This window comes from Polaribacter gochangensis, from assembly GCF_046224025.1.
Classification (GTDB): Bacteria; Bacteroidota; Bacteroidia; order Flavobacteriales; family Flavobacteriaceae; genus Polaribacter; species Polaribacter gochangensis.
On sequence record NZ_JBJXRF010000002.1, the window covers coordinates 652,186 to 664,795 of the forward strand.

Below are 12,610 nucleotides of genomic sequence, written 5' to 3' on the forward strand. Positions count from 1 at the left end.
AAATATTATGAAAACTAAACACGTATTCTTAGCTTTCTTCTTTCTAACATTTACTTTTATTGTCTCGGCACAACAAGTAATTTATAACGAAACGTATTCTAGTACAAATGGTTGGCCAGAAGGAAATAATACTACCCGAGAATTAATAGTTAAAAACGGAAAATATTATTTTGAACATAAAAGAAAAGATAAAAATTGGAATGTAAGAACTCCAGAGCTTAAAATTAATTTAAATGGCGATTTTGAGCTTGAAACATCTATAGAAAGAATTTCTTTTGATAACGAAAACCATGCTTTTGGTTTTATGTTTGGTAATAAAGATGATAAAAATACCTTTCATTTTTATTTGAGTAATGATCAATACAGAGTTTCTGATAAGAGAAATGATGAATATGTTAACTATAAAGGTTGGAAAACTTCTAGCGCAATAAATACAGGAACTTATGCAACCAATAAATTTAAAGTAAAAAAGGTTGGCCGTACTATATCCTTTTATATAAATGACCAATTTTTAGAGAGTAAAGACTACAACGCTTTTACAGGCAATAGATTAGGCATTTATATTTTCGACAAACAAAAAATTGCGATAGATTATATAAAAGCTACACAATTAAGTGGAAGCACTGTTGTAACCAACACTACCACAACAAATGGGAGTATAATTTTAGAGGATAATTTTTCCTCAAATAAAAACAATTGGGCAGAATCATCAACAAGTGATGCCGTTTTAGAAGTAAAAAACAACAGGTACTATTTTGAACACAAAAGAACCTCTGGTGGTTGGTCTAGTACAAAAGTTGTTGATATTGATGACAATAAAGATTTTGAAATTGAAGCTCAATTTTTAAAAATTAGCGGGATTAAAAACAATGGCTTCGGATTTGTTTTTGGGAGAAAAGATGGAAACAATCAATTTGTTTTTACAATCACAGCAGATGGTTCTTACTCGATTGATCAATATAAAGACGGAAAATATATTGCATTAAAAGAATGGACAAAATCTGCACATATCAAAACTGGTGATTATGCTTACAATACCTTAAAAATCAAAAAAGAAAGAGGTTTTATTAAGTTTTATGTAAACGATCGATATCTCACATTATACACTCATAAACCTTTTGCAGGAAATCGTTTTGGTTTTATTGTTTATAATGATCAAAAGATTGCTGTAAATGATTTGAAAATAAAATACATCAATCAAAGCAATGTTACTGTCAAAGACAACATAACTACCACAACAACAACCAGCAGTAGTATAATTTTAAATGATGATTTTTCTTCAAATAAAAATAGTTGGGCAGAATCTTCTGATTCTAGTGCAAAATTAGAGGTTAGTAATGGCAAATATTATTTTGATCATAAACGAACATCTGGTGGTTGGTCTAGTACCAAAGTAGTTGACATCGATACCAATAAAGATTTTGAAATTGAATCTAGAATTTTAAAAATTGATGGAATCAGCAATAATGGGTATGGTTTTGTTTTTGGAAGAAAAGATGGTAATAATCAATTTGTTTTTACCATAACTGCTAACGGTTCTTATTCTATTGACCAGTATATTGATGGTAAATTTACAGCAATTAAAGATTGGACAAAATCTTCTTATATAAAAACTGGAAATAATGCCTATAATACTTTAAAAATAAAGAAAGAAAGAGGTTTTATAAAGTTTTATGTTAACAATATGTATTTAACGCTATACACTCACAAACCTTTTATGGGAAACCGTTTTGGTTTTGTTGTATACAACAAACAAAAGATTGCAATAGAAGATTTAAACATAAAATATATAAATCAAAATGATAAAAATGATAACGTAGTTGTTGCTAACGGAGAAAATGTATTGACAGATTATTTTACAAATAACAATAATAACTGGCCTACAACTAACTCAAGTGGAACTACAATAATGAGTGTTTCAAACAGCTATTATAATTTTGAACATTTAAAAGAAAATGGTGGTTGGGCAGTAAATATTCCTAAAACTATAGATACTTCTAGAGATTTTGAGATTACAACTGCAATTAAAAAAATTAGTGGAGTTAATAACATTTCATATGGTTTTCAATGGGGAAAAGAAGGAAAAAATAGTTTTCGCTTTTACATCACAGGAAACGGTTACTATAAAATTGCCCGTGTTGTTGACGACAAAGAAGAGTTGATTAAAAAGTTTACAAAATCGTCTGCTGTAAAAACCGGAAATGGAGCATTGAATACGCTAAAGATTAGAAAAGAAAGTGATCAATACAAATTTTATGTCAATAATACTTTTGTGGCTCAATCTGATTTTGAAGCCTTTTTTGGACACCGATTAGGATATGTGGTTTTTAACAAGCAAAAAATTGGCGTAGATAATATTACCATAAAATATCTGAAAAAATCAAAGAATACTGTTGTTACATCAAACACGTTGACAGTTCCATTAAACGAAAGTTTTGCAAGCAATACAAATGGTTGGAATTTATCTGATGACACTAATGTAAAAAGTAGAATTAACAATGGTAAATTATACCTTAAAAGCAACAATGAAAAAGGTGGAGCATTTATCAGTAAAAAGGTGGGAATAGATACGAGTCGAGACTTTATTATAGAAACATCACTAACAAGGCTTACAAGTTCTTCTGACGGTTCTATTGCTTTTGTTTTTGGGCGTCAAAATAACACAAACGAGTTCGATTTATTTTTATCTAAAGGAGGTAGTTATTTGTTTAGAAAGTTAGAAAACGATGTTTCTAATAAATTAATTCCTTGGACAGAAACTGCTGCTTTAAATACCCAAGCATATCAACCAAATAAAATAAAAATTGTAAAAACCAATAATTTATTAAGAATTTACATCAACGATCAGTATGTAAATGAAGCACCATATTCTAAGTTTTTTGGAGATTATATTGGGTTTAGCGTTTATAATAAACAAGAAATATCTATCGATTATTTAAATGTTACCTATCCTTCTTCTAGTTTTAATACACCTCCAGAAGTTGTAATTATAGAACCGATTGTACAACGTGGATTTAAAATTGTAAAAACTAAAAAGATTTTAGTTCGTGGAAAAGCTACAGATAAAGATGGCATTTATGAAATTACAATTAACGGTGTAGATGCATCTGTCAAAGAAGACGGAACTTTTACAGCAAACGTTCCATTAAAAATTGGTACAAATGACTTAATTGTAAAAGCTACTGATTTAAAACAGGCATCATCAACTAAAACATTTACAATTAAAAGAAAATCTCCAGATGTAGTCGATGTTAAAGACGATGTAATTATTGTTAATAACAACAATAATGATAATAAAGGGTTTGGTGAATATTATGCGCTCTTAATTGGTGTTAGTGATTATGGTGACGGAGCCATTACAGATTTGGGTGGTTTGCCAACAAAAGATGCGCAAGACTTAGGAAATGTTTTGATCAACAAATACAGCTTTAAAAGAGAAAATGTAGTTATCCTAAATAAGAGTCCGACTGAAAATGACATCATTAAAGAATTTAGCAAGTTAAAAAAGAAAGTTACCAATAAAGACAATTTGTTAGTTTTCTATGCGGGTCATGGTGTTTATGATGAAGTTAGTCAGATTGGGCATTGGTTGCCTTCGGATGCAGATATGGAATATGAGCTAAATTTAATCAGCAACTCACAAGTGGTAGATTTCTTAAAATCGATTAGATCTAAACACACTTTATTAATTTCTGATGCTTGTTTTAGTGGTAGCATTTTTAAAACACGTTCTTTTGAAAAATCGCCAAAATCTATTCAAAAGAAATTCGAATTAACAAGTAGAAAAGCCATTACAAGTGGAACATTAAAAACGGTTCCAAATAAAAGTATGTTCTTAAAATACTTACTAAATAGATTAGAAACTAATACCAGTAATTATTTATCTGCGCGACAATTATTTGATAAAATAGAAGAGCCAGTAATGAACAACAGCCCAAATACTCCACAATACGGAACTATATACGGAATCGGAGATGAAGGTGGTGATTTTATTTTTATAAAAAAGCAATAACTAAATTTTAAAAATATCTAAAAGCACTAGTTGAACATTAAACTAGTGCTTTTTTCTTTATAAATTAGAATTTATAGTAAATTAGCACAAAATATTTTAACCTTGAAAGATCAAAAACCAACAACTTTTTGGAAACACCGACTTCATGAAATTATTTATGAAGCAGACACAAAAGCAGGTAAAATTTTTGACCTTATACTACTTATTGTTATAATTACAAGTGTTTTATTGGTAATGCTCGAAAGTGTTGCTAGTATAGATACTAAATATCATGATATTTTAAATATCTCTGAATGGATAATCACCATTTTATTTACAATTGAATATATTTTACGATTGGTTTCAATAAAAAAACCATTAAAATATGTTTTTAGTTTTTACGGAATTATAGATTTACTATCTACACTCCCTAAATACTTATCTTTTGTACTTGTTGGTTCTCACAGCTTGGTTGCTTTAAGAGCATTGCGTTTGTTAAGAATTTTTAGAATCTTAAAATTGGCAAGATATATTGGGGCATCAAATAAATTGTTAATTGCTTTAAGAGCAAGTAAAGCAAAAATTGCCGTTTTTATATTTTTTATTATTATTGTTTGTACCATTTTAGGAACTGTAATGTACATGATTGAAGGAGAAGAAAACGGATTTACAAGTATTCCTACAAGTGTGTATTGGGCTATTGTAACATTAACCACTGTTGGTTTTGGAGATATTGCACCTCAAACTCCATTAGGACAATTAATTGCTAGTGTTATTATGATTCTAGGATACGGAATTATTGCCATCCCAACAGGAATTGTAAGTTCAGAAATGACTAAAATGGATAGCATAAACACCAATACACAATCGTGTCCAAACTGTTTAGCCGATAAACATAAAGACAAGGCTGAGTTTTGCTATAATTGCGGAAGTAAAATTTTCTAAATGTCTTCGCAAAAAAACAACTACTTAATTACCATTGTCGGTCCAACTGCTATTGGAAAAACTGCTTTAAGCATTCAATTGGCAAATTACTTTAATGCAGAGATAATTTCCTGTGATTCTCGTCAGTTTTATAAAGAAATGACTATTGGAACTGCTGCTCCAATTAAAGAAGAATTAAACGCCGCAAAACATCACTTTATACAAGATCGAAGTATTTTTGATGCTTACAATGTTGGTGAGTTCGAACGTGATGCGCTCAAAAAATTATCAGAACTTTTTTTAAAAAACAATGTTGTCATTATGGTTGGCGGAAGCGGTTTATATGTTGATGCTGTAATCAATGGTTTAGATGAATTTCCGGATGTAGATCCATCAATTAGAGAACAATTAAATCAAAATTTGCTACAAAACGGAATAGAAAGTTTACAGCAACAACTAAAAGAGTTAGATTTAGAAACCTACCAAACTATAGCAATAGATAATCCGCACAGAGTGATTAGAGCCTTAGAAATATGTATTGGTTCAGGAAAAACGTATTCGAGTTTTAAAAATAAACCAAAAACTCCTAGAGATTTTACATCGATAAAAATTGGTTTAACTGCAGAAAGAGAAATTATTTATGATAGAATTAACCGTCGAGTAGCTCTTATGGTTGCTAACGGATTGTTAGAAGAAGCAAAAAAACTCTATCCAAATAAAAACTTAAATGCATTGCAAACCGTTGGGTACAGAGAATTATTTTCTTTTTTTGACGGAGCAATATCTAAAGAATTTGCTATTGAAGAGATAAAAAAGAATACCAGGCGTTTTGCCAAAAGGCAAATAACATGGTTTAAAAAGGATACTAACATAGCTTGGTTTGATTATAAAACAGAAGTAACATCAATCCTTAATTGGTTAGAAAAAGACGTTAAAGCAGATAAAAACTCTTAATAAATTAGGTAAAAGCACTCGCTTTCTTATATTTGCCAAAAACTTATAAAAATGAAAACTAAAATTACATTAATCATTGCAACTTTTTTTGTTTGCTTTGCTACAACAGCACAAACTAAAGTTGGAACTGTTGATAGAGAATTTATTATAGCAAAATTACCACAATTAAAAACTGTGCAAGAACGTATTAGTAAATATGGGGCTAGACTTGACTCAATTAATAAAACAAAAGTTGCAGAACATGATGCAGCTGTAAAAGTTTTTAACGATAATATAAAAAACTTATCAGAAACTGATAAAAAAACAAAATTTACAGAAATTTCAAAACTAAAACAAGAAATTTCTCAGTTCCAAAAAAATGGAACTACCATGATGCAATTAAGAAGAAACGACTTTATGCGTCCATTGTATCAAAAAGTAAATGAAATTATTGAAGGAATTGCAAAAGAAAAAGGATACACACAAATTTTAACCGTATCAGGAAATAACTTTGCGTATTTAGACACCAATCATGACATAACTAAATTGGTTTTAGCCAAATTAGGAATTAAAGAATAAACGCTTTGTACAATTCGAAAAAAACCAGCACAAGTGTGCTGGTTTTTTTATATCAATCCTTTAGATTTAAACTCTAAATATTTATTAATAACATTAATAGATAGCTGTTCTGGTTTTGTTAAAATTGTATTTATACCCTTATTTTCCAACTCTTTAACAATAAGTTTTTTATCATAAGAAAACTTTTCTGCAATGGTTTTATGATATACTTCTTGTAAATTATTTGCATTGTTTTCAATTAATTCATCCAATTCTGTATTTTCAAAAAACACCGTAATTAATAAATGCTTTTTTGAAAGTGCTAATAAAAAAGGCAATTGTCTTTTTAAAGCCGAAATATGTTCAAAATTTGTATATAAAATCAATAAACTTCGTTGGGTAATTTTACGTTTAATGGTTCCGTATAACAGCCCAAAATCAGAATCTGAATATTCTGTATTGATATTGTACAAGGTTTCATTTATAACAGATAAATTTGTTTTTTTATTGCTTGCCAAAACCATGTTATCTACTGATTTTGAAAACGTTAACATTCCGGCTTTATCGTTTTTTAGCAATGCAATATTAGAAAAAGCCAAGGTTGCATTAATGGCATAGTCTAATAATTTTAATTCATTAAACGGCATTTTCATTACTCGACCAGTATCAATAATAGAATATATTGGTTGCGATTTTTCATCTTGATATTGATTCAACATCAATTCACCTTTCTTCGCAGTAGCTTTCCAGTTTATCGTTCTAACATCATCGCCAACAACATAATTTTTAATTTGTTCAAACTCTAAAGTATGTCCAATTCTCCTTATTTTTTTTAAGCCAACTGCATTTAATTTATTGCTGATTGCTAAGAATTCGTACTTTTTCATTTGAATATACGACGGATACACAGCTACCATTTTATCAACATTAAATCGAAATCTTCTAGAAAAAAATGATAATGCTGTTGCTGCAAATACATTTAAACTTCCAAAATGGTATTCGCCTCTCTCAAAAGGGGTTACTGTATAATCAAAAGTATCCGCTGCGTGTTTTTCTAAATTCTTAAAATAAAAAAAATCTCGCTTTTGAAACTGTATTGGTAATTCATCTATTGTTGTTAATTGTACTGCAAACGGATATTGATTATTTAATGTAATGGTGACTTTATTTTCATCAGAATTAGAAAATTTTTCTGGCACTACTCTATTTGCTGAAATTCCATTTTTAAATCTAAATAACAGTACGATATCAATGATAGCAATTGTTGTAAAAGTAATTGCTAAAAACCAAGCAACAACCAATAAAACAGGAATCCAATACGAAAGTAAAAACACACCGGACAGTATTGCTATATAAGTAAAGAACCTATTGTGAATATGTATTTGTTTAAAGATTGTCAAAATTATCTTGGAACTTCTATGGTTTGAATAATCATTTCAATCACTTTATCTGTTGTATATCCTTCCATTTCTCTTTCTGGAGTTAACATTACTCTGTGTCTTAGCACAGGAAATAAGCTTTTCTTTACATCTTCAGGAATTACAAAATCTCTTCCGTTTATGGCTGCAAAAGCCTTTGAAGCCATTAAAACTGCAATACTTGCTCTTGGCGATCCGCCTAAAAATAAATGCGGATGTGTTCTGGTAGTTAAAATAATTTCTGCGATGTATTTTACAATCTTTTCTTCTACAAGAATATCGTGAACATTTGCTCTAAATAAAATTAATTCTTCTTCTGTTAAAACCGCTTCTATTACAGATTCTACAGATGTTCCTTTTCTATTATTATGATTATTAATAATTGTAACTTCTTCTTCTAAATTTGGATACCCAACATTAATTTTAAATAAAAATCGGTCTAATTGTGCTTCTGGCAATGCGTATGTTCCTTCTTGCTCAATTGGGTTTTGAGTTGCCAACACCATAAATGGAGGTTTCATTTTATACTGATTTCCATCAATTGTAATTTGTTTTTCTTCCATTACTTCAAACAACGCAGCTTGCGTTTTTGCTGGCGCTCTATTAATTTCATCAATCAATACTAAGTTCGAAAAAATGGGTCCTTTTTTAAATTCAAAATCAGACGTTTTCATGTTTAAAACAGAAGTTCCTAATACATCCGAAGGCATTAAATCTGGTGTAAACTGAATTCTATTAAACGCTGTATGAACCGTTTTAGAAAGCAATTTTGCAGTTATTGTTTTTGCAACACCAGGAACGCCTTCAATTAAAACATGTCCGTCTGCTAATAAAGAAACTAATAATAGCTCTACAAATTCATCTTGACCAACAATTACTTTCCCTAATTGCTCTTTAATTTTATCGACAGCTTCTTTTAATTTCGACAAATCTATTCTGCTAGAAAATTGGTGGTTTTCTTCTGAGTTTTGTTCTGATTGTGTTTCCATATGATGTTTTTTATACTATACTCTTTGTTTTTTAAATTGCTCTATCTGAGAATTTAATGCGATTAATTGCTCTTTAGAAATTACTTTCAAGTTTTGTATTGTGTTTATATTTTTAAATAAATCTTGAACATCTTCGAACGCATTTCCACTTCTTAATGCAACAGTTTTGTAAAACGCTGTATCAATAGTTAGCGTTGAAATATGTAATTGAGACCTAATGTATTCTAAGAAATAATTAATTTTATGTTCTGCAATATTTTTATGTTCTGATTTATGATAATACATCATCGCAATAGTTCTTGTAAAAGCTACTGTTTGATTTTTTAATGATGCAATAACCGGAATAATTCTTTGAGTTCTTTTTCCTTTAAAAACAACAAAAAATAGCACACCAATTAAAGCCGTATAATACGCCCAACGCAAATTATATGAACTTAAAATATAATGCATTGGTGATGTTATTTTTGATTTTCCTGTTTTATAATAACCATCATAAAATATCGGTTTGCTTTCGTCAATATAAGATAACACCGAAGAAATGTATTGATGATTTGCATCTTTTAACATGCTGTAATTAGTGAAAGCCAACGGAAATGTATGAAAATAAAATTGTCCTTTTCCGTATTTGTATTTAATAAAATTGACACCTTCTGCTCCTTTTATTGAATCAGAATCTTTAATGATTAGCTTTCCTAAAACCGTTGTTTTTAAAGTATCTATTTCAGAAAAAACAAGATTGCTGTTTTTTCTATCGAACTTATATTCTGTAGTATCTAGGTTTTTATTGAGTAGTTTATAAAAGGATGCTTCTTTAAAAAAATGTGTTGCTAATTGTTTTGTTTTAAGGTTAAGTGTATCAATGTTTACACCGTTTGTTGACATAAAAACTTCGTTTCCACGTGCTACAAATTGTAGCAATTCTTCAAATTCTACTTTTCCAAAATTTAAAGTTCCGTCTACAAAAAAATAGGTTCCTTTTTGAGTTGTATCTTTTAAAAATTGATATGGTGGTTCGGTAATCGTTTTAAATTCTGTGTCTTTAAATAGTTTTTTAAATTCTTCAGTAAACACAAAAGTTCCGTACGGAATCGTATGATTAGTTGCATAACTAGGAAACCAATTGATAGGTTTTGGCTTGCTTGCTTCCATAAAAATGATGAGTGCAAACATGAGTATGAAAACCGAAAAATATATTTTTAGTTTCTTATCCAAATCTATTTAATTTTATGTTCTATTTTTTGAACATTTTCCATTCCTTTTAAATATTGTTTGTCATTAATTTCAAAATTTCCGTACCAAACATAATCGTAAAGTTGGGTTATTTTATCAAACTCTACATGAATATTTTTATCTTGAAGTTCTTTACTATAATCTTCGTTTGTTTTTTGTTGCTCCCAAACAATTAGCTCTTTATTTGATAATTTCTGCAACAATAAAACATATTGGTATCTTGTTGCTAACCTGTAGTTTTTTGATGCTACTGCAGCGTGTATCAAAGTTGGTAAATCTTTACTATGTAACAATTCTTCATCAACTTGTAAGTGTACAATTTCTTTATTACTTTTTCCGCTAATGATGTTTCTTGAGTTAATTTTTAAGAAAAAGTTGATAATTAAATATAAAACAACAACTGCAATAATGTATGGCAGTAGTTTTAAAAAACTCTTTATAAACCCAAACGGAGCTTCAATATCATCAAAAAACCAAGAGAGTATTTTTTGCAAAACTCTATTCAACCAATTAGAAATTTGCTCATACAAAGAAGGTCCAGATGTATTGACAGAATAATCAAAAATTGCATCGTTTTTGTAATCTTCTATACTGTTTTTATCAAACTGCTTTTTTATAATTGATGTTGTATCAATTTTTACTTCAGGGAATTTTTCTTGTGCAGAAATCCCTGAAATAATAAAAAAAAGAACGATATATAAGAAGTTTTTTTTCAAATTAATTAACTTCCTAAGCTATCAATTTTATCCATTGCTCCACTTCCATTTTTCTGCTCATCAATATCAAAATAAATAAAAACACTTGATATTAAAGTAACTCCATACAAAATAAACTGACCGATATAAGAAATTCCGTTTAACATCAAATAAATGGGATCTGTTAGCGATTCTGCAAAAGCAGTTGGGTCATTTGATGCAATTACAGTTCCTGCTTTTATGAAAAAATAAATGATTGCTGGTACAGAAAAAACGTATCCAATAATGTTTACAATAATTCCAACTACTAACATTACTCCAAAAGTTTCCCACCAATGGCCTTTTATAAAGTTAAAAGAATAACTAATAGATTCTGTTACATCTAAATTATTGTACACCAATATTGGTGCAGCTAATGCTAACACGGTTCCTGTATAAATTGCAGGAAAAAAACACAACAAAGCACTTGCTAAAACAATTAATGCAACCAATAAAAACAATCCTGTAAAAGACCAGAATTTATCTTTAACGCTATCTTGAATCAAATTAAAATCTACAGTTCCATTATTTTCAATGTATGATTTTACATAATACAATGCTGTAATATTCATTATCACATAAGCAATTAAAAAGAAAACCATCATAAATGCAATCGAGATAAATAGCAGCCCAAAATTTGGTTCTTCAGAAACACCAAAGTCAGAAGCTTCTAAACCTCCAAAAATAGATGGAAAGGAATACATGTAAAAAAACAAAGCCCCAATAGCAATGATAATTGGTAAAAATGCTGTTTTTAAAATGGCCCCAAAAAAGGGTTTCCATTCTAATCTTAAAAACTTAAAGGTATCAGAAATTATTGCACCTAAATCTCTTTCTTTTTTAAATTCAATGAAGTTATTGTTGCTCATTTTTTTGTAGTTTTTTAGTGATTCTAATCGGATATATAATGTAATAAAATATAATTAAACTTAAGGATGATACAATGATAAAAATTGCTAACCAATCGGGCATTTCTGTATGTCTGGTTACAAAACCTTCTAGAAATCCTGCAACGATAAAGAACGGAATGGTGCTGACCATAATTTTTAATCCGGCTTTGATACTTTTTTTAAACGATTCTAAACGCGAATAGGTTTTCGGAAACAACAAACCGTTTCCTAAAACCATTCCTGCACAACCAGCAATTACAATTACAGAAATTTCGATTGTACCATGAATCCAAATTGTTCTAGACGATTCCCATAACAAATCTTTATCATAAAAAAAGTACAGAAAAGAACCTAACATAATTCCGTTTTGCATCAATACATATAAAGTTCCTATAGAAAACAAGATTCCCAATACAAAAGCCATCATTGCAACTCTAATATTGTTAATGGTAATTCCTAAAAACATATCCATTTCTGCTTGTTGTTTATAAACAGCCATCGGATCGCCTTTTGCAATATTTTCTAAAGTCATATTTACATAAGAATCTCCTAAAATTACACGCACAAAATTACCGTCGTTAGCAGCAGAAAATGCACCTACTAAAGCAAAAAATAAAAACACAGAAAACGCAATTAATAATTGTTTTTGATGCTGATAAAACTCTAAAGGAAATTCCGTTTTAAAAAAGGTAATAAATCTATTTTTACTTTCTTTTTTAGTGACATAAATTTTTAAATGTGCAGCAGCAGCTACTCCGTTTAAATAAGCAACCACTTTACTATTTGGATAAAATGTTTTAGCATAACTTAAATCGTCTGTTATTTCTATATATAAATCTGATAATTTATCTGGAGAAACACTTTTTTTCTTTGCTAAAACAGCTTCAAAGAGTTGCCACTTTTCTTTATTGTTTTTTATAAATGCGGCTTCTCTCATTAACTA

General features: G+C 29.2%; 10 protein-coding genes. 4 read left to right on the forward strand and 6 right to left on the reverse strand.

What is annotated here, in order from left to right; all coding sequences use genetic code 11:
* Positions 1 to 7 precede the first annotated feature (7 nt).
* The 4 genes from ACEWL1_RS08230 (at position 8) to ACEWL1_RS08245 (ending at position 6,427) form a co-directional block, all read left to right on the forward strand.
* A complete protein-coding gene (locus ACEWL1_RS08230) occupies positions 8 to 4,012 on the forward strand; it encodes a caspase family protein (protein WP_409232819.1) in 4,005 nt (1,334 codons plus the stop codon).
* Between the two features lie 102 nt (positions 4,013 to 4,114).
* Positions 4,115 to 4,936: an ion transporter gene (locus ACEWL1_RS08235; RefSeq protein WP_409232820.1), complete on the forward strand. Its 822-nt coding sequence runs from the start codon at positions 4,115 to 4,117 to the stop codon at positions 4,934 to 4,936.
* Positions 4,937 to 5,869 (forward strand): tRNA (adenosine(37)-N6)-dimethylallyltransferase MiaA, encoded by a 933-nt coding sequence (gene miaA / locus ACEWL1_RS08240; RefSeq protein ID WP_409232821.1) that lies wholly within the window; start codon positions 4,937 to 4,939, stop codon positions 5,867 to 5,869.
* A 51-nt stretch (positions 5,870 to 5,920) separates the two neighbouring features.
* Positions 5,921 to 6,427: an OmpH family outer membrane protein gene (locus ACEWL1_RS08245; protein WP_409232822.1), complete on the forward strand. Its 507-nt coding sequence runs from the start codon at positions 5,921 to 5,923 to the stop codon at positions 6,425 to 6,427.
* Between the two features lie 47 nt (positions 6,428 to 6,474).
* Here the strand turns inward: ACEWL1_RS08245 and ACEWL1_RS08250 are convergent, their stop codons facing one another.
* The 6 genes from ACEWL1_RS08250 to ACEWL1_RS08275 are packed head-to-tail and all read right to left on the reverse strand — an operon-like array spanning position 6,475 to position 12,604.
* Positions 6,475 to 7,806 (reverse strand): DUF58 domain-containing protein, encoded by a 1,332-nt coding sequence (locus ACEWL1_RS08250; RefSeq protein WP_409232823.1) that lies wholly within the window; start codon positions 7,804 to 7,806, stop codon positions 6,475 to 6,477.
* Between the two features lie 2 nt (positions 7,807 to 7,808).
* A complete protein-coding gene (locus ACEWL1_RS08255; protein ID WP_409232824.1) occupies positions 7,809 to 8,813 on the reverse strand; it encodes an AAA family ATPase in 1,005 nt (334 codons plus the stop codon).
* Between the two features lie 15 nt (positions 8,814 to 8,828).
* Positions 8,829 to 10,025, reverse strand: a complete 1,197-nt coding sequence (locus ACEWL1_RS08260) for a DUF4350 domain-containing protein (protein ID WP_409232825.1) — start codon at positions 10,023 to 10,025, stop codon at positions 8,829 to 8,831.
* 2 nt (positions 10,026 to 10,027) lie between these two features.
* On the reverse strand, positions 10,028 to 10,759 hold the full coding sequence (locus tag ACEWL1_RS08265; protein WP_409232826.1) for a DUF4129 domain-containing protein: 732 nt from the start codon (positions 10,757 to 10,759) through the stop codon (positions 10,028 to 10,030).
* A gap of 5 nt (positions 10,760 to 10,764) precedes the next feature.
* Complete coding sequence (locus ACEWL1_RS08270; protein WP_409232827.1) at positions 10,765 to 11,646, reverse strand: hypothetical protein; 882 nt, start codon at positions 11,644 to 11,646, stop codon at positions 10,765 to 10,767.
* The gene (locus tag ACEWL1_RS08275) at positions 11,633 to 12,604 is read right to left on the reverse strand and encodes a stage II sporulation protein M (protein WP_409232828.1); all 972 of its coding nucleotides are present in this window, start codon (positions 12,602 to 12,604) and stop codon (positions 11,633 to 11,635) included. Before ACEWL1_RS08275 ends, ACEWL1_RS08270 begins: the two co-directional genes overlap by 14 nt.
* Positions 12,605 to 12,610 lie beyond the last annotated feature (6 nt).

What these genes read in the sequence shown, in the direction of transcription:
- ACEWL1_RS08230 (WP_409232819.1), top strand. Translation starts at nt 8, where the DNA reads ATGAAAACTAAACACGTATTCTTAGCTTTCTTCTTTCTAACATTTACT.
- miaA (WP_409232821.1), top strand. Translation starts at nt 4,937, where the DNA reads ATGTCTTCGCAAAAAAACAACTACTTAATTACCATTGTCGGTCCAACT.
- ACEWL1_RS08245 (WP_409232822.1), top strand. Translation starts at nt 5,921, where the DNA reads ATGAAAACTAAAATTACATTAATCATTGCAACTTTTTTTGTTTGCTTT.
- ACEWL1_RS08255 (WP_409232824.1), bottom strand. Translation starts at nt 8,813, where the DNA reads ATGGAAACACAATCAGAACAAAACTCAGAAGAAAACCACCAATTTTCT.
- ACEWL1_RS08270 (WP_409232827.1), bottom strand. Translation starts at nt 11,646, where the DNA reads ATGAGCAACAATAACTTCATTGAATTTAAAAAAGAAAGAGATTTAGGT.
- ACEWL1_RS08275 (WP_409232828.1), bottom strand. Translation starts at nt 12,604, where the DNA reads ATGAGAGAAGCCGCATTTATAAAAAACAATAAAGAAAAGTGGCAACTC.